At 70.8% G+C, this 17244-nt stretch carries 18 protein-coding genes and 1 pseudogene; 9 read left to right on the top strand and 10 right to left on the bottom strand.

Features of this window, described 5'->3' with window-relative positions; genetic code table 11:
- Positions 1–9 precede the first annotated feature (9 nt).
- On the bottom strand, positions 10–1017 hold the full coding sequence (locus tag AB0H86_RS24630; RefSeq protein WP_362442602.1) for a Gfo/Idh/MocA family oxidoreductase: 1008 nt from the start codon (positions 1015–1017) through the stop codon (positions 10–12).
- An 87-nt stretch (positions 1018–1104) separates the two neighbouring features.
- Between AB0H86_RS24630 and AB0H86_RS24625 the strand changes: the two genes are divergently transcribed.
- From AB0H86_RS24625 to AB0H86_RS24615, 3 genes are all read left to right on the top strand, one after another.
- Positions 1105–2478, top strand: a complete 1374-nt coding sequence (locus AB0H86_RS24625) for a multidrug effflux MFS transporter (protein ID WP_362442600.1) — start codon at positions 1105–1107, stop codon at positions 2476–2478.
- 11 nt (positions 2479–2489) lie between these two features.
- Positions 2490–3605: a serine hydrolase domain-containing protein gene (locus tag AB0H86_RS24620; protein ID WP_362443201.1), complete on the top strand. Its 1116-nt coding sequence runs from the start codon at positions 2490–2492 to the stop codon at positions 3603–3605.
- A 254-nt stretch (positions 3606–3859) separates the two neighbouring features.
- Positions 3860–4849, top strand: coding sequence for a small ribosomal subunit Rsm22 family protein (locus AB0H86_RS24615; RefSeq protein ID WP_362442597.1), 990 nt, complete (start codon positions 3860–3862; stop codon positions 4847–4849).
- A gap of 12 nt (positions 4850–4861) precedes the next feature.
- Here the strand turns inward: AB0H86_RS24615 and AB0H86_RS24610 are convergent, their stop codons facing one another.
- Entirely contained in the window at positions 4862–5056 is a 195-nt protein-coding gene (locus AB0H86_RS24610) for a DUF6243 family protein (protein WP_362442594.1), read from the bottom strand.
- A 110-nt stretch (positions 5057–5166) separates the two neighbouring features.
- Between AB0H86_RS24610 and AB0H86_RS24605 the strand changes: the two genes are divergently transcribed.
- Both AB0H86_RS24605 and AB0H86_RS24600 read left to right on the top strand, forming a co-directional pair.
- Positions 5167–5796 (top strand): TetR/AcrR family transcriptional regulator, encoded by a 630-nt coding sequence (locus tag AB0H86_RS24605; RefSeq protein WP_362442591.1) that lies wholly within the window; start codon positions 5167–5169, stop codon positions 5794–5796.
- 181 nt (positions 5797–5977) lie between these two features.
- Entirely contained in the window at positions 5978–6712 is a 735-nt protein-coding gene (locus tag AB0H86_RS24600; RefSeq protein WP_362442588.1) for a bifunctional DNA primase/polymerase, read from the top strand.
- Between the two features lie 16 nt (positions 6713–6728).
- Here AB0H86_RS24600 and AB0H86_RS24595 read toward each other — a convergent pair whose 3' ends face one another.
- Genes AB0H86_RS24595 through efeO form a run of 4 tightly spaced genes read right to left on the bottom strand, consistent with a single transcriptional unit; the run spans position 6729 to position 10997 of the window.
- The gene (locus tag AB0H86_RS24595; protein ID WP_362442585.1) at positions 6729–7730 is read right to left on the bottom strand and encodes a hypothetical protein; all 1002 of its coding nucleotides are present in this window, start codon (positions 7728–7730) and stop codon (positions 6729–6731) included.
- Entirely contained in the window at positions 7690–8562 is an 873-nt protein-coding gene (efeU, locus tag AB0H86_RS24590; protein ID WP_362442582.1) for an iron uptake transporter permease EfeU, read from the bottom strand. The genes AB0H86_RS24595 and efeU overlap by 41 nt, the downstream gene beginning before the upstream one ends.
- Positions 8563–8565: 3 nt before the next feature.
- On the bottom strand, positions 8566–9828 hold the full coding sequence (gene efeB, locus AB0H86_RS24585) for an iron uptake transporter deferrochelatase/peroxidase subunit (protein ID WP_362442579.1): 1263 nt from the start codon (positions 9826–9828) through the stop codon (positions 8566–8568).
- A gap of 32 nt (positions 9829–9860) precedes the next feature.
- The gene (gene efeO, locus AB0H86_RS24580; protein ID WP_362442577.1) at positions 9861–10997 is read right to left on the bottom strand and encodes an iron uptake system protein EfeO; all 1137 of its coding nucleotides are present in this window, start codon (positions 10995–10997) and stop codon (positions 9861–9863) included.
- 259 nt (positions 10998–11256) lie between these two features.
- On the opposite strand from efeO, the gene AB0H86_RS24575 reads away from it, so the two are divergent.
- Positions 11257–11901 (top strand): PhzF family phenazine biosynthesis protein, encoded by a 645-nt coding sequence (locus AB0H86_RS24575; RefSeq protein WP_362442574.1) that lies wholly within the window; start codon positions 11257–11259, stop codon positions 11899–11901.
- Between the two features lie 88 nt (positions 11902–11989).
- Here the strand turns inward: AB0H86_RS24575 and map are convergent, their stop codons facing one another.
- Positions 11990–12847, bottom strand: coding sequence for a type I methionyl aminopeptidase (map, locus tag AB0H86_RS24570; protein ID WP_362442571.1), 858 nt, complete (start codon positions 12845–12847; stop codon positions 11990–11992).
- A 58-nt stretch (positions 12848–12905) separates the two neighbouring features.
- On the opposite strand from map, the gene AB0H86_RS24565 reads away from it, so the two are divergent.
- On the top strand, positions 12906–13136 hold the full coding sequence (locus tag AB0H86_RS24565; RefSeq protein WP_362442569.1) for a hypothetical protein: 231 nt from the start codon (positions 12906–12908) through the stop codon (positions 13134–13136).
- Positions 13137–13145: 9 nt separating this feature from the next.
- Here the strand turns inward: AB0H86_RS24565 and AB0H86_RS24560 are convergent, their stop codons facing one another.
- On the bottom strand, positions 13146–14477 hold the full coding sequence (locus AB0H86_RS24560) for an MFS transporter (RefSeq protein ID WP_362442566.1): 1332 nt from the start codon (positions 14475–14477) through the stop codon (positions 13146–13148).
- 78 nt (positions 14478–14555) lie between these two features.
- Complete coding sequence (locus tag AB0H86_RS24555; RefSeq protein ID WP_362442563.1) at positions 14556–15176, bottom strand: hypothetical protein; 621 nt, start codon at positions 15174–15176, stop codon at positions 14556–14558.
- 155 nt (positions 15177–15331) lie between these two features.
- Between AB0H86_RS24555 and npdG the strand changes: the two genes are divergently transcribed.
- Complete coding sequence (gene npdG, locus AB0H86_RS24550; protein ID WP_362442560.1) at positions 15332–16042, top strand: NADPH-dependent F420 reductase; 711 nt, start codon at positions 15332–15334, stop codon at positions 16040–16042.
- A 4-nt stretch (positions 16043–16046) separates the two neighbouring features.
- Positions 16047–16279 (top strand): annotated as a pseudogene (locus tag AB0H86_RS24545) (hypothetical protein).
- On the opposite strand, the gene AB0H86_RS24540 reads toward AB0H86_RS24545, so the two are convergent.
- Complete coding sequence (locus AB0H86_RS24540; RefSeq protein WP_362442557.1) at positions 16269–17069, bottom strand: site-2 protease family protein; 801 nt, start codon at positions 17067–17069, stop codon at positions 16269–16271. The pseudogene AB0H86_RS24545 and the gene AB0H86_RS24540 sit on opposite strands and share 11 nt — an antisense overlap.
- Positions 17070–17244: the final 175 nt, after the last annotated feature.

Genomic DNA, 17244 nt, shown 5'->3' with positions numbered 1-17244 from the left:
GCGTACGGATCAGGCCGGGGTGAGTTCCGGCTCACCCGTCTCGCTCGGGTAGCGGACGCCGACCCGGTCCCGGATCGCGTCGAGCGTCCGCATCACCGCGAGCGTGCCGTCGAGCGGCACCAGCGGGGACTCGGTCTCGCCCGCCCGCAGCGCCCGCATCACCTCGACCGCCTCGTGTCGCAGGCCCGCCGGGCCCGCCACGAACTCCTCCGGGTCACGGCCGTCCCGGTGCAGCACGAAACGGTCGGTGTGGAAGAAGCCGTACGGGATGTCGATACGGCCCTGCGAGCCGGTGACCGAGGCGGTGGTGGCCGTACCGCCGACGATGGAGCAGTGCACCGAGGCGAGCGCGCCGCTCTCCCAGGACAGCAGCGCGGCCGTCTGGAGGTCGACGCCCTCCTCGGAGAGCACCGCCCGCGCCGAGACGTCCGCCGGCTCACCGAGCAGCAGCTGTGCGAACGACACCGGGTACACCCCGAGGTCGAGTAGCGCGCCGCCGCCCTGCGCCGGGTCGCGCAGCCGGTGCGTGGGCGGGAAGGGCCCCACCAGGCCGAAGTCGGCCTGCACACTGCGCACTTCGCCGATCGCGCCGTCCCGCACCAGGTCGCTGAGACGCCGGATCAGCGGGTTGCAGTACATCCACATGGCCTCCATCAGGAAGCTCCCGCGCTCCTTCGCCAGCGCGACCAGCTCCTCGGCCTCCCGCGCGTTCAGCGTGAACGTCTTCTCGCACAGCACGTTCCGCCCGGCCGAAAGACACATCCCGGCCGCCGCCCGGTGCGCCGAGTGCGGGGTGGCGACGTACACGACGTCGACGTCCTCGTCCTGCGCGAGTTCCTCCCAGCCGCCGTAGGCCCGCGGGACCCCGAACCGCTCCGCGAACGCCTTCGCCGACTCCTCGGTCCGCGAGGCCACCGCCACGACCTCCGCGTCCGGCAGATCCACCAGGTCCGCGGTGAACGCCGCCGCGATTCCGCCCGTCGCCAGGATCCCCCAGCGCACGCTCCGCTCCGTCATCCCGGCCCCACCTTCGCTCACGTGACCCTCGGCACTCCGTACGAGCTGAGAGCATAGGTGGCGGATCACAGGGAGAGGGAGGGGCACATGCCCGAGCGTGGGGCGTCGACACCGCACGAATCGCAGTCGACCGTGGCGCACTCCGGCCCGGACCCGAACCCGTCGGCCCTACCCGGCGCGACAGCCCCCGCCGGTCCGCCGCCCGGCCTCCGCCGCACCGGCTTCCTCGTCACCCTCGTCCTCGGCGGCCTCACCGCCACGCCCCCGCTGGCGATGGACATGTACCTCCCGTCGCTCCCGGCGGTCACCGAGTCCCTCGCCGCGCCCGCCGCGACCGTCCAGCTCACCCTCACCGCCTGCCTGGTCGGCATGGCCCTCGGGCAGATCGTGGTCGGCCCGATGAGCGACAGATGGGGCCGTCGGCGCCCCCTGCTCATCGGCCTCATGATCTACGTCATCGCCACCGCCGTGTGCGCCCTCGCGCCCACCGTCGAACTCCTCGTCGTCTTCCGGCTGGCACAGGGCCTCGCGGGCGCCGCCGGGATAGTGATCGCACGGGCCGTCGTACGCGACCTCTACCAAGGCGTGGCCATGGCCCGCTTCTTCTCCAACCTCATGCTGATCTCCGGGGTCGCCCCGATCCTCGCGCCGCTCGTCGGCGGGCAGATCCTGCGGGTGACCGACTGGCGGGGCGTGTTCGTCGTCCTGACCGTCGTCGGGATCGCGCTCACCGCCCTCGTGTGGACCCGGCTGCCCGAGACCCTCGCCCCGGCCGACCGGCACGGCGGCGGCGTCGGAGAAGCCCTGCGCTCCATGCGCGCGCTGCTCGCCGACCGCGTCTTCAGCGGCTACGTCCTCACCGGCAGCTTCGCCTTCGTCGTCGTCTTCGCCTACATCTCCGCGTCCCCGTTCGTCATCCAGGAGATCTACGGTGCCTCCCCGCAGACCTTCAGCCTGCTGTTCGGCGCCAACTCCGTCGGGCTGGTGCTCATGGGCCAGATCAACGGCAAGCTGCTGGTCGGCCGGGTCAGCCTGGACAAGGTGCTCGCCGCCGGCCTCGTCGTCCTCGGGCTCGCCGCGGTCGCGCTGCTGCTGATGACGACGGGCGTCTTCGGGAAGGTGGGGCTCGCTCCGATCGCGGTCGGGCTGTTCGTGGTGATGTCCGCGATCGCCGCGACCATGCCCAACGCCCAAGCGCTCGCCCTGATGCGGGTCGAGCACTCCGCCGGTGCGGCCTCCGCGCTGCTGGGCACCTCGTCCTTCCTCGTCGGCGCGCTCGCCGCGCCCCTCGTCGGGATCGCCGGCGAGGACACCGCCGTACCGATGGCGGTCGTCCAACTGGCCGCCGTACTGGTGGCGGGTGCCTGCTTCGTGGGAATGTGCCGTCCCTGGCAGACGCGTGCGGTCGCGGAGGGTGCTCCTCCTGCTCGACCGGAGCCGAAAGTGGGGGAGGAGAGCTGAGCGCACCGAGACTGCGCCACGACACACCTGAACGGGCCGGACTCGACCCGCGGCAACTGCGTCACCTCGTCGAGGACGTCCACGAACTCACCACCGGCGAGCGCCCCTGGGCGCCCGGCGCCGTGGTGGTCGCCGGGCGCGGCCCCGTGATCGCCGTGGAGGAGGCGGCGGGCTGGGCCGTCCGGTACGCGTCCTACGATCCCGAGTCGGACACCGGCGTGGAGCTCCCGGTCGACGGCCGCGTCCCGATGACCGTCGACACTCCCTTCGACCTGGCGTCCCTCACCAAGCTGTTCACCGCCGTCGCCGCCGTTCAGCAGATCGAGCGGGGCACACTGGGCATCGACACGCGGGTCGGGGCGTTCCTGCCGGACTTCCGTGCCGCCGCCTCATATGGCATCACCGTGCGGGAACTGCTCACCCACACCTCCGGGCTGCGTCCCGAACTCCCGCTGTACGCCTGCGTGGACGCCGGGGAACGCCTGGCGCTGCTGCGCGCGGAGCGTCCGGTGGGGGAGTCCGGCACGTACACCTACTCCGACCTGAATCCGCTCCTGCTTCAGCACGTCCTCGAACGTGTCACCGGCCGCACCCTCGACGACCTCGTCCACGCCGGCATCACCCGCCCGTTGGGCATGACGGCGACCCGCTTCGGGCCCTGTCCCGGCGCGGCGGCCACGGAGGACCAGCGGCGGCCCTGGGCCAAGACCGACCGGGGGATGGTGCGGGGCGAGGTCCACGACGAGAACGCCTGGGCGCTGGGCGGGGTGGCCGGTCACGCGGGCCTGTTCTCTACCGGCCGGGACCTTGCGGTGTTCTGCCGCACTCTGCTCGCGGGCGGCTCGTACGGGCCGGCCCGCATCCTCGGCCCGGACTTCGTCGAACTGCTGCTCACCCCGCCGGGGCTGGGCTTCGCCCTCGACCAGCCTTGGTTCATGGGCGAACTGGCGGGTCGGGGAGCGGCCGGGCACACCGGCTTCACGGGTACCTCGCTGGTGCTGGACCGGGCTACGGACACGTTTCTGGTTCTGCTCGCGAACACGGTCCATCCGCGGAGACGGTCGCCGGACAGTGGGCCCAGGGCGGCTGTGGGGACTTGGATGGCTCGGGCTGTGCGGGGGGCGTAGGGCGTGTGGGGGGGGGCGTGGGGCGTGGGGGGCGGGTGTCTGCGGCGGCTTGTGCGGGTGGGGGGTCGGGGCCGCGTCGGGGGGTGTCCGTCCTCGGAACGGCGCGGAATCGGTTACTTGGAAAGGGGCCCGTGTTGACGCGCCAACCGCTGCGGGCGGACACCCCCCGACGCGTCCCCTTGGCGCCGTACTCGTCTGCGGGCAGCCCCCTGGCGCCGTACTTGTCTGCGGGTGGGCGGCCGTAGAATCGCCGGGTGAATGCCCCTGTAGCTCCGGCCGAGACCCTGCGTGCCGCTCTTGCCGCTCTGCTTGATGGGCTTCCGGCCCGGCAGGCCGGTCAGGCGGTGGAGCGACTGATCGCCAACTATCGGGGCACCACTCCGACTGACACTCCGATTCTTCGTGACCGCGCGGACGTCGCCGCTTACGCCGCGTATCGCATGCCCGCCACCTTCGAGGCCGTACGGTCGGCTCTGGACGCGTTCGCGGCGGCCGTCCCCGAGTGGGCTCCCGGGGACCATGTCGACGTCGGCGGCGGCACCGGCGCGGCTACCTGGGCGGTCAGCGCCACCTGGGACGGCGAGCGACCCGTCACCGTGATCGACTGGTCCGAGCCCGCCCTCGCCCTCGGTCGCGAGGTCGCCGCCGCCAACCCGGGCCTGCGGAACACCCGTTGGCAGCGCTCCCGGATCGGAACGGCGCTCACTCTTGAGGCGACCGATCTCGTCACTGTCTCCTACGTCCTCAACGAACTCACCGGCCCCGATCGCGCCGCCCTCGTCGACGCCGCCGCTACCGCCGCGCGGGCCGTGGTGATCGTCGAACCAGGTACCCCCGACGGCTACGCCCGCGTGATCGAGGCCCGGGACCGACTCGTCGCCGCCGGGTTCCAGATCGCCGCGCCCTGTCCGCACAGCGCCGCCTGTCCGATCGTCCCCGGCCAGGACTGGTGTCACTTCTCGGCCCGGGTCAGCCGTTCCTCCCTGCACCGCCAGGTCAAGGGCGGTTCACTTGCTTACGAGGACGAGAAGTTCGCCTATGTCGCCGCCGCTCGCTTCCCGGTGGCGCCGGCCCCCTCCCGGGTGGTCCGGCGCCCCCAGATCCGCAAGGGCCAGGTCCTGCTCGACCTGTGTGAGACCGACGAGCGGCTGAGCCGCCGCACGGTCACCAAGCGCCACGGCGACCTCTACAAAGCGGCCCGCGATGCGGACTGGGGCGACGCCTGGCCCCCCGCGGACCGGTAGTCGTGACTCCGGTCACGACGTCTTTTTGCTCTCGGCCTCCTCCTGGCGCTTCTCCTGGAGCCTGCGCAGCAGCTCCCGCTTCTGGGCCTGAGGGTCCAGGCCGCCGCCGATACCCCCGCCGCGCCCACCGCCCCGCAGGGCCCTGCGGCCGAGGTTGCTTCGTGTGCCGCCGACTCCCAGCATGTTTCCTGATCCACCACGGGACATGAGGTCTCCTCCTGGTTCCCTTTTGGTAGTGACGATACGTATCGTCTCGGTTGGCTTCTTACTTAGAGTCTGGCGAGACGGTCCGTCTTGTCAAGTGATAAATTCGCCCCATGGCCGTCAAGAAGTCCGCCCAGCCCGTGCCCGACAGCACCCGTCGCAGCGAGCGGTCCCGTCGCGCGATCTACGACGCCGCCCTCGCCCTCGTCGGGGAGGTCGGCTATCCCAGGACGACGATCGAGGGCATCGCCGCTCGCGCCGGCGTCGGCAAACAGACGATCTATCGGTGGTGGTCGTCGAAGGCCGACGTCCTGCTGGAGGCCTTCCTCGACCTCTCCGAACAGGCTTCGCGTGAGGCGGGGCCCGAGTACGAGTTCACGATCCCGGACACCGGTGACCTCGCCGCCGACCTCAAGGCCGTGCTGCGGCTCACCGTCGATCAGCTCAAGGACCCCCGGTTCGAGGTCCCCTCCCGCGCGCTGGCCGCCGAGGGGGTCGTCAACGAGGAGCTCGGGCGGATCTTCATGGCCAAGCTCCTCGCCCCGTCGCTCCAGCTGTACGTCGACCGGGTGCGCGCCGCGCAGGAGGCCGGCCAGGTCCGTCAGGACATCGACCCGCGCATCGCCCTCGAACTCTGGGTCTCACCCCTCGCCCAGCGCTGGCTCCAGTACACGGGCCCGATCTCCTACGAGTACACCGACACCCTCGTCGACTACGCCCTCCACGGCATCGGGCCCCGCTGACCCCCTTGTCGACGGGCAGGGTCGACGGGCAGGCGGGAAAGTCCTGACAAAGCCTGTGATGACACATGATCGCGGTGTGAGGCAGTCCCTACCCCTCATGTCAGTTCCCGGCCCCCCGGAGCAGAGGAAGGTGGGACCATAGGGCATGGTGGTTCGCACGACAGCGAGGCGAAGGGGATAGATGAGCGCGGAGTTCGGTGGCCGTACCAACCGGCAGGGCAAACTCTCCCAATGGCTGCGCGGACGCCGCCCGAAGGAGGTCGCCGCCGACGAGGGCGACCGTGAGGCTCTGCTGCTCGCCGCCGCCGGAGCGGGCCTGCCGCTCGCTCCCGCCGCGTATCCCGCCCCCGGCTACCGATGTTCCTGCGACCGCGTCGGCTGTCCCACCCCCGCCCGGCACCCGGTGTCGTTCGCCTGGCAGACCCAGTCGACCACCGACCGCGGGCAGATCGAGCGCTGGGCCCGCCATCAGCCGCAGGCCAACTTCATCACCGCGACCGGCATGGTGCACGACGTCCTCGACGTGCCGCTGGATGCCGGTGCTGAGGCCCTGGAGCGGTTGCTCGACGCCGGTATCGACGTCGGCCCGGTGGCCGAGAGCGACGACGGACGGCTGCTCTTCTTCACCCTCACCCGCGGCACCCCCGAGGTCGAGGACGAGTGGTGGCCCTGCGAACTGGACTGCCACCCCGAGACGATGGACGAACACCCGGGCCTGCGCTGGCACTGCCGCGGCTCCTACGTCCTCGTCCCGCCCGCCCGGCTCCCCGGCGGCCAGGGCGTGGGCTGGGTCCGCGGTCTCGAACACCCGCTGCCGGACCCGCTGACCCTCCTGGAAGTCCTCACCGACGCCTGCGCCCGCCACGTCGGCGAGGAGTCCGACCACGCGAACGCGGCCTGGCCCTCCCGCCGTTGAGCCGGCGTCGGATCCGCTACGACCCCTGCCCCGAGGTCAGACCCTGGATCCGACCCAACAGGGTCACCCGCGGGTCGCCCGCGCCCTTCGCCGGGTCCAGAGCCACCTCGTTGGAGACGAACTCCATGGTGAGCGACTGCTTGATCTCACCGGTCGTCAGGGCCAGTACGGCCTCGCCCGGGCTGGGCACCGAGGCGTTCGGGGCGGCCGTCTGCTTCTCGTAGTGGTGCGTGGTGAAGAACACCAGCGAACCGCCGTCGGACGTGCGCAGTGCGAGCGGCGCGTAGTCGCCACGGGTCAGCGGCTCGTCGATGTACTGGGTGGCCAGGCCGGGCCGCTTTGCGTTCTTCGCGCGCTGCGCACGCCACTGGTCGGTGTGCGGACCGGCCGCGAAGGACGTCCCGCCGCTCTTCAGATACGTCGTGTAGTCCTTGCTCAAGTCCTTGGGCGCGACGGCGAGTTCGGCCGAGTTCACGGGCACCGCCTCGGCCCAGCCGTCCGCGTCCTTCTTGAACTCCGGCACCTTGTCCGGCGCGACCAGCGTCAGATAGGCGGCCTGCCACGGTTCGTCCAGGCCGCCCCGGGTGAACACGATCAGCCAGCGCGCGCTGCCGCCCTTGTTGCCGGCCGCGTCCGCGACGAACCAGCGTGGCCAGCCCGCCTTCTTCGGGATCGTGTACTTCGCGTCCGACAGCTTCAGCGGCGTGTGCGCCGGGTTGCCGTCCGGGTTGGTCGTCGCGCCGGCCTTCAACCGGGCCTTGTCGATGTCGGAGAGGGCGCCGGTCACATGGTCGGCGTCCAGCGAACTGTCGTACGCCTTGTCGGCCGCGTTGTACGCGGTTGTGAACTGCCGCAGAGCCTTGGCGGCCTCCGCGCGGGTCGCCCCGGGAAGTACCTCCCGTTCCCCGTGGACCACCACACAGCCGCTCGCTGTCAACGACAAAGCGGTCAGTGAGGCCGCTATCAGTGCGCTCCGGTCAAGCCTGCGGAGCCTTTGAGGGCCGCGATCCCTGCTCATCAGGTTCCTTCACCTTCCCCTTCCCGGAGGCGAACCCTACCGGGACCAGGAACAGCGCGAGCGTCGGGACCAGGTACAGCAGCCACACCGTGACCTGGAGGACCGTCGGGTCGGGCTGGAAGTTGAGGACTCCCTTGAGGAGGGTGCCGTACCAGCTGTCCGGAGGGATGGTGTCGCTGATGTCGAAGGCCCTGTCGTTCAGGCCCGGCAGCCAGTCCGCCTCCTGGAGGTCGTGGAAGCCGTACGCCAGCACGCCCGCGGCCACCACGACCAGCATGCCGCCGGTCCAGGTGAAGAACTTGGCGAGGTTGATGCGCAACGCGCCCCGGTAGAACAGCCAACCGAGCAACACCGCCGTCGCGATGCCGAGGGCCACGCCGACCAGCGGGCGCGGGGTGCCGTCGCTGGCCGCGTGCACCGACGCCCACACGAACAGAGCGGTCTCCAGGCCCTCCCGGCCGACCGCGAGGAACGCGGTGGCGACCAGCGCGCCCGTACCCATCGCGAGGGCCGCGTCCAGCTTGCCGTGCAGCTCCGACTTGAGATGCCGGGCGGTGCGGCGCATCCAGAAGACCATCCACGTCACCAGGACCACCGCGACGATCGACAGCGACCCACCGAGCGCCTCCTGCGCCTCGAACGTCAGCTCCTGCGAGCCGAATTCGAGCGCGCAGCCGAAACCGAGCGCGAGCACGATCGCGACCGCGATGCCCATCCAGATGGGCCTGAGGGCGTCCCTGCGGCCCGTCTTGACCAGGTACGCGATGAGGATGCAGACGACGAGGCTGGCTTCCAGCCCCTCGCGCAGACCGATCAGGTAGTTGGAGAACACGGGCTACGCCTCCTTGGAGAACAGCGTGCTGCCCCACCAGTCGTCCGCGCCGCGAACGCCCGGCGGGACGGCGAACAGCGCCGAACCCACGTGCTGGATGTACTCGTTGAGCGCGTCCTTGGCCAGGTTGCGCTGAATCCGGACGAACCCCTCGCGGACGTCTCGCTGGTACGCGAGGAAGAACAGCCCCGCATCCAGCCGGCCCAGACCGTCCGTACCGTCGGTGAAGGAGTAGCCGCGGCGCAGGATCGTCGCCCCGTGGTTGGACTCGGGGTGGGCGAGCCGGACGTGCGCGTCGGGCATCATCGCCTTAAGGAACGGCTTGTCACGCTCCTTGGCCTTGCCGACCGGGGCACCCTCGCCCTTGTCGCGCCCGAAGATGTCCTCCTGCTCCTGCAGCGAGGTGCGGTCCCATGTCTCGATGTGCATCCGGATACGGCGGGCGACCAGGTAGGAGCCGCCGTTCATCCACTCGGGGCCGTCGGCGGAGTCCACCCACACGAACTTCTTCAGCCGGTCGGTCTCCGTGCCCGCGATGTTGCGGGTGCCGTCCTTGAAGCCCATCAGGTTGCGCGGGGTCTGCGCGTCCGGCGTGGTCGAGGACGTCTTGCCGAAGCCGAGCTGCGACCAGCGGATGACGACCTTGCCGAAGCCGATCCGGGCCAGGTTGCGGATCGCGTGCACGGCGACCTGCGGATCGTCCGCGCAGGCCTGCACGCACAGGTCGCCGCCGCTGCGGTTCTTGTCGAGGTTGTCGCCGGCGAACTGGGGCAGGTCCACCAGGGCCTTCGGCCGTCGGTCAGCGAGGTCGAACCTGTCGAACAGGCTGGGCCCGAAGCCGATCGTCAGGGTCAGCCGTGACGGCTTCAGCCCCAGCGCCTCCCCGGTGTCGTCCGGCGGAGCCTCGGCGAGCCCGCCGTACGCGCCCTCGCCGACCGCGTGTCCGGCGGTCATCCTCCGCGCGGCCTCGGTCCAGTCCTTCAGCATCTGGACGAACTCGGCGCGGTCCTCGGTGGTCACGTCGAACGCGGCGAAGTGCAGTCGGTCCTGCACCGGCGTGGCGATGCCGGCCTGGTGGGCGCCGTGGAAGGGGACCGCGGCGCCCGTCTCGGCGCCGACCGGGTCCGCGTCGTCGGTGGACTCGCCGGTGCGCGTCATCGCCACCGCGCCACCGGCCGTGACGGCGCCGAGCGCGAGCCCGGCACCACCCCAGCCGATCAGCGCGCGCCGGGAGGGCGCGGCGGTTTCCTGGGTGTCGTCCGTCATGCCGGTGTCCCCTGCTCCACTGTTCCTGCTCCCTACTTCGCGACGGCGGCGGCCAGCTTGGACAGCGGCTCGGCGAGCGCGTTCACCGCGTCCGACAGCTTCTTGCGGTCCGCCTCGGCGACCTTGTCGTACGAGACGAAGTCGTAGGACGACGGGTCCGCGCGGTACTTGTCCAGCAGCGTGTTCAGCGCGGCGAACTGCTTGTCCAGCGAGGTGACCAGCGTCGCGTCGTTCTCCTTGGCGACCGGCTTCAGCAGCTCGTACGACTTCTCGGCGCCCTCGACGTTGGCCTTGAAGTCGACGAGGTCGGTGTGCGAGTAGCGCTCCTCCTCGCCCGTGACCTTGCCGGTGGCGACCTCGTCGAGGAGTTCCTTGGCGCCGTTGGCCATGGAGGTCGGCGTGATGTCGGCCTTGCCGACCCGCTTCTGCCAGTCCGTCAGGTCGGTGATGAGCTGGCCGGCGAGGGTCTTCTCGGTGGCGCCGATCTTCTTGTCCTGCCACAGGGCCTTCTCCAGCCGGTGCCAGCCGGTCCACTTCTGGCCGTCCTCCAGGCCGTCCGCGCGGACGTCGACCTTCGGGTCGATGTCGCCGAAGGACTCCGCGACCGGCTCGGTGCGCTCCCAGCCGATCCGGGAGGGCGCGTAGGCCTTCTTCGCGGCCTCGACATCGCCGTCCTTGACCGCCTTGGCGAACGCCTCGGCCTTGGGCAGGGTCTCGTCGGCCTGGTCCTGCGCGTAGGTGCGGTAGGCGGCGACGGCCTTGTCCAGGCGGGGGTCGCGCTTGACGGCCTTGCCGCCGGTGGCCTTGACGTCCTGGCGGATGCCGGTGCCCTTCATGCCGGGCTTGCAGGCGATCCGGTAGTCGCCCGCCTTCACCTCCGCGGTGACCTTCTGCTTGGTGCCGGGGCCGATGTTCTCCCGCTCGGTGACGATCCGGTCGTCCGGGAAGAGGACGTAGACCTCGGTGACCTTGGAGCCCTTGTTCTCGATGGCGATCTCGACGTGCCCGGCCGGGAACTCCTTCTTGGAGACCTCGCACTTGCTGTCGGTGGCGGTCACGTTGATCACGCGGTCACCCTCGGAGCTACCCTTCTCGGTGCACCCCGTGACGGCGGTCAGAGCCGCCACGGCGGCGGTGGCGGTGACGACGGAGAGTCTGGCGGCGCGCATTCGGGCTCCCGGTGTCTGGCTGAAAAATCACGTGACGGGGCTCACAAGGATTGGTGAGGCTCACCTAACTTAACCGAGCCTTACCTGCGTGATACCCCCATGTGCCGTGATTCAGCTCTCATAGACGCTGTAAGGGCACGACTCGATCACGGAGGCTCAAAACAGACGTCAAGGGAAAGTCAAAGGAGATTCAAAGATTCCGCTTCGCGGGCAGCGGAAGCGTGCTCGCGCACGCGCCGCTCAGGGCACAATTTTCCGCGTGACTGACTACGACGTACTCCGCGTCTTCTGCGGAGCGAACGGCGGATACGGCAACGAACTCGGTGTCGTCCGCGAGGGCTCCGTCCTGCCCGACCCGGCCGAGCGGCAGGAGCTCGCCGCGAAACTCGGCTTCAGCGAGACCGTGTTCGTGGACGACCCCGAGCGCGGGGTGATCGACATCTACACGCCGACCCTGCGCCTGCCGTTCGCCGGCCACCCCTGCGTCGGCACCGCCTGGCTGCTCGACGTGCCCGAACTGGTCACCCCGGCCGGAGTCGTGGGCACCCGCCTGGACGGTGAGTTCAGCTGGATCGAGGCGCGGGCCGAGTGGGCCCCGCCGCGCACCCTGCGCCAGTACGCCACGGCCGCCGAAGTAGACGACCTGACCGTCCCGCCGCCGGGGGAGTGGGTGTACGCCTGGGCCTGGGAGGACGAGTCCGCCGGAAGGGTCCGGGCCCGTGGCTTCCCGGGCCGCGACGACGGCATCGACGAGGACGAGGCGACCGGCGCGGCGGCCCTGCTCCTCACCGACCGGCTGGGCCGCGCCCTGAACATCACGCAGGGCGCGGGTTCGCAGATCCTCACCGCCCCGCAGCCCGGGGGATGGGTGGAGGTCGGCGGTCGCGTGCGCCTGGAGCGGTGACCGGGGCGGCGGGCGGTGGCGGACAGGAAAAGAAGCCCGCCCTCCGAAGAGAGCGGGCTCGGCAGGACGTGACAGGGCTACGGCAGGGCTACGGCAGTGTGAGGATCTCCGCCCCTGACTCCGTCACCACCAGCGTGTGCTCGAACTGGGCCGTCCGCCGGCGGTCCCTCGTCACGACCGTCCAGCCGTCGTCCCACATGTCGTACTCGTGCGTCCCGAGCGTCAGCATCGGCTCGATCGTGAAGGTCATCCCGGTGCGGATCACGGTCGTCGCGTGCGGGCTGTCGTAGTGCGGGACGATCAGGCCCGAGTGGAAGGACGAGTTGATCCCGTGGCCGGTGAAGTCCCGGACCACGCCGTACCCGAACCGCTTCGCGTACGACTCGATGACCCGGCCGATGATGTTGATCTGGCGGCCGGGCCGGACCGCCTTGATCGCCCGGTCGAGGGACTCCCGGGTCCGCTCCACCAGCAGCCGGCTCTCCTCGTCGACATCACCGACCAGGTACGTGGCGTTGTTGTCGCCGTGCACCCCACCGATGTACGCCGTCACGTCCAGGTTGACGATGTCGCCGTCCCGCAGCACCGTCGAGTCCGGGATGCCGTGGCAGATCACCTCGTTGACGCTGGTGCACAGGGACTTCGGGAAGCCGCGGTAGCCCAACGTGGAGGGGTAGGCACCGTGGTCGCACATGTAGTCGTGCGCCACCTTGTCCAGCTCGTCGGTGGTGACCCCCGGCGCGATCAGCTTCGCGGCCTCGGCCATCGCCCGGGCGGCGATCCGGCCCGCGAGGCGCATCGCCTCGATCGTCTCGGGCGTCTGCACCTCCGGTCCGGTGTACGGCGTCGGCGCCGGCTTGCCGACGTACTCGGGCCGGCGGATGTTTCCGGGTACGGAACGGGTGGGAGACAGCTCCCCTGGTACGAGCAGCGACTGGCCAGACATGCCAGCGAGTCTAACCAGCGGGCATGGGGGAACATGTCGATGGCGAGAGGAGCAGGTCATGCCCTTGTTCAAGAAGCGCACGGTCGGAAAGCCCGGCGAGTGGTACTACTGCCTGGAGCACCAGAAGGTCGAGGAGGGGCCGGAGTGCCCCGCCAAGGACCGTTTCGGGCCGTACGCCTCCCGTCAGGAGGCCGAGCACGCGATGCGGACCGCCCGGGAGCGCAACCTGGAGTGGGAGAACGACCCCAAGTGGCACGACGCCCCGGCGGCGGGCCGGGACGACGACTGACCCTTCCGGCTAGGCGGCCTCGGCCGGTGCGGCTGCCCCGCGCTGTTCACGCAGCCGCACCGCGTGCTCGTTCGTCCGCACGTCGTACGTCATCAGCTTCGGCAGGCACAGGGCCAGCAGCCCGACCGCGCCCACACAGAGCAGCCCGCCCGACCAGATGGCCGACCGCACCCCCAGCCAGGCCGCGAAACCACCGGTCCGCGCCTGGCCGAGCGTCGGCCCCACCGAGTACGACAGCAGCTCGATACCGGCGAGCCGGCCGCGTAGCTCGTCCGGGATCGTCTGGTTCCACATGGCCGCGCGGAAGATGCCGCTGACCATGTCGCAGCCGCCGGCGAGGGTCAGGAACAGCAGCACCAGCCATACGTTGCCGACCAGCCCGGCGGCCGCGATCGCCAGGCCCCACAGCGCGGCCGACAACACCACCATCCGCCCGTGCCGCTGGATCCGCGAGGTCCAGCCGCTGGTCAGGCTCACCAGCATCGCCCCGGCCGGGACCGCCGCGTACATCAGGCCGAGCGACCACTCGGCGTCCAACTCGTCGGCGAGGAACGGCAGTACGGCGAGCGGCATCGCCAGGAACATCGCCGCGAGGTCGACGGCATAGGTGCCGAGCAGCTCCTTGCGGCCCCACGCGTAGCGGGCACCCTCGGCGATGGCCCGGAGCGAGGGCTTCGCCGCCTCGTGGGAGGCGGGGGAGGCGGCGATGCGCACGACCAGGAACACGGAGACGACGAAGGTGGCGACGTCGGCCGCGTACGCCCAGCCGAGACCCGCGTACGCGACGACCACACCCGCCACGGCCGGACCCGCGACCCCGCCGACCGTCCAGCGCAGGGAGTTCAGCGAGGCCGCCGCCGGCATCTGGTCATGGGCCACGATCCGCGGCCACAGCGAGTCGAGCGCGGGCCGCTGCACGGAGAAGAGGGCGGAGGACAGCGCGGCGACGACATACACCGGCCAGACGGCGGGCGCCGGCATCAGGGCGTTCAGCAGGAGTACGGCGGAGAGCAGGCCTTGCCCGGCCTCCGTCCACACGATCAGCTTCCGCTTGTCCCAGGCGTCCGCGAGAGCCCCGCCGTACAGCCCGAACACCACCAGCGGCACCAACTCCACCGCCCCGATCGCCCCCACCGCGGCGGCCGACCCGGTCAGCTCCTTCAGCTGCACCGGAAGCGCGACGAACGTCAGGAACGTCCCGAAGTTCGAGATCAGCCCCGAGAACCACAGCCGCCGGAAGTCGATGGACGCCCGCCAGGGAGCGAGATCGGGGAGGAAGGCGCGGAGCCCGGAAGGCGGGGCGTCGACGGGAACGGGAGGCGTGGGGGAGTCATCGGTCACGAGGGGTCATGGTCGGACGCGGGCTACGGACGGGCAACTGCTTTTCGCGGCACCGCACTTCGGGGTGGCGGGCGCGGGTCACCAGCGGGCCGGAGGTGGTGCCGTCAGTTCGTCCGCCAGCCGGGACAACCTGTCCCTAAAACGCCGGCGCCCCCGTGCGGGAGACGGCACCGCGTTCTCCCCGGCCGCCGCGCTCACCAGGTGCTGCACGGTGTCCAGGTCCAGCTCCGCCCCGTCCGGCACGGCCAGCGCCTCGTGCGCCATCGCCGCCAGCTCGCCCGCGCCGCCACCCTCGCCCCCGCCGCCCAGCGCCAGTACCGTCGCACCGGCCCGGCGGGCGTCGTTGATCCCCTCGAGCAGCGAAGCCCCCGGTTCCGTCGGGGACACCACGAGCAGCGTCTCACCCCGCCGTGCCGCGGCCAGTCTCCCGGGCCCGACCGCCAGATGGGCCGGATCCGAGGGGCGCGCGTCATGTCGTACGAGAGTCGGGGCCAGCTCCGGCGTCCCCGACCACGCCGCCTCGTCGACCAGATGGGCCGCGAGATGCCACGGCTCGTACTCCGGACCGCCCACGAGCAGCAGCCCCCCGCCGTGCGACACCACGGACCCGCGCAGCGCCCCCGCGAACCGCCGTGTGGCCCCCAACCACTCGGTCCCGGCGAGCACTTCGCGCAGCAATGCGACCCGTACGGCATCCATACGACCGCATCCTGCCGCAATCGACCGTTCGTGACCCCCGGTTCACCCCGAATTCGCCCCCTTGGGGAAGACCGTGAGGAGCGTCCTCCGGCGGGTCCCCGTGACGCGGCTCACCTGACCGATCGAGGCGAGCGGGGCGGACGTAAAGTCGGGCCATGACCTCTACCGACACCGACAGTGCACAGAAGGCCCCCGCCAAGGACCCCTGGGACCTTCCCGACGTCTCAGGGCTCGTCGTCGGCGTGCTCGGCGGCACCGGCCCGCAGGGCAAGGGCCTCGCCTACCGGCTCGCCAGGGCCGGCCAGAAGGTGATCATCGGCTCGCGCGCCGCCGACCGCGCCGAGGCGGCCGCCGGGGAACTCGGGTACGGCGTCGAGGGCGCCGACAACGCCGACACCGCCCGCCGCAGCGACATCGTGATCGTCGCCGTGCCCTGGGACGGCCACGCCAAGACCCTGGAGTCCCTGCGCGAGGAACTGGCCGGCAAGCTCGTCGTGGACTGTGTCAACCCGCTCGGTTTCGACAAGAAGGGCGCCTACGCGCTCAAGCCGGAGGAGGGCAGCGCCGCCGAGCAGGCCGCCGCCCTGCTGCCCGACTCCCGGGTCGCCGCCGCCTTCCACCACCTGTCGGCGGTCCTCCTCCAGGACCCGGAGATCGACGAGATCGACACGGACGTCATGGTCCTGGGCGAGGAGCGCGCCGACGTGGAGATCGTCCAGGCACTGGCCGGCCGGATCCCCGGCATGCGCGGTGTCTTCGCCGGCCGCCTGCGCAACGCCCACCAGGTCGAGTCGCTGGTCGCGAACCTGATCTCGGTGAACCGCCGCTACAAGGCGCACGCGGGGCTGCGGGTCACGGACGTGTGAGGCGATGGGGGACACTGGTCGAACCCGGCCCGTGTCCCCCGACAGGAGAATCCCCGCATGCCCCGCCTGGCCCTCTACGCCCTTGTCGTCTGCGTGCTCGCCGTCGCCGCGGCGGTCGTCTCCTTCGCGCGGGGCAACCTCCTCGGGATCGTGTGGGTGCTGATCGCGGGTCTCTCGTCCAACATGTGCTGGTACTACCTGAAGCGTGAGAAGGACCGGAAGTCCGTCACCGGCTGACCGAACAGAACTCGTTCGTGCCCTGCCAGAAGCGGTAGGACTCCTGCCCGCAGTACGTGTCCAGGTCGCTGATCCCGAGGCTCTTCAGGATCGCGTCGATCACGTCGAAGAACGCGCTGTTGACCGCCGGCAGCCACAGCAGCGCGAACACGAACAGCAGGCCGAACGGCGCGAACGGCTCCACCTGACGCTTGATCTTGTACGACAGCCAGGGCTCGATGACCCCGTAGCCGTCCAGGCCCGGCACCGGCAGGAAGTTCAGGAGCGCGGCCGAGACCTGGAGCAGGGCGAGGAAGGCCAGCGCGAACCGGAAGTCCGACGGCACCCCGTCCAGCGCGTCCAGCCAGAACGGGGCCGTGCACACGATCGCGAACAGGACGTTGGTCAGCGGACCGGCCGCCGAGATCAGGCTGTGCCGCCAGCGCCCCCGGATCCGCCCCCGCTCGATGAAGACGGCACCACCGGGCAGCCCGATACCGCCCATGATCACGAAGATCACCGGGAGCACGATGCTGAGCAGGGCGTGCGTGTACTTCAGTGGGTTCAGCGTGAGATAGCCCTTCGCGCCCACTGAGATGTCACCGCTGTGCAGGGCGGTGCGGGCGTGCGCGTATTCGTGCAGGCACAGGGAAACGATCCACGCGGCTGTCACGAACAGGAACACGGCCACACCAGGCTGCTCCGCGAAGCCGGTCCAGGTGGCCCAGCCGGTCACCGCCGTGACGGCTAGGATCCCGAGGAAGACGGGGCTGATCCGCCGGTCGCTGTGGCGGGTGGTGGCGGTGGTCATGGGGCTCCCTGGACAGTCGTGCACGCAGTGGGACTGCCCGACCGTACCGGGCGTACGGGGAGAACGTCTCGGAGTCCCCCCGGGGTTCCGGAAGAGCCGGTCCCACCCGGTCCCACCCCTTCCCGCCCGACCACGCCTGCCGCGTCCCCTGCCGCTTGACCACCTCTGTACCCGC

This window comes from Streptomyces sp. NPDC050997 (assembly GCF_040660135.1).
Classification (GTDB): domain Bacteria; phylum Actinomycetota; class Actinomycetes; order Streptomycetales; family Streptomycetaceae; genus Streptomyces.
Note: the sequence above shows the minus strand (reverse complement) of the source record. Positions and strands in the feature narration are given on the sequence as shown.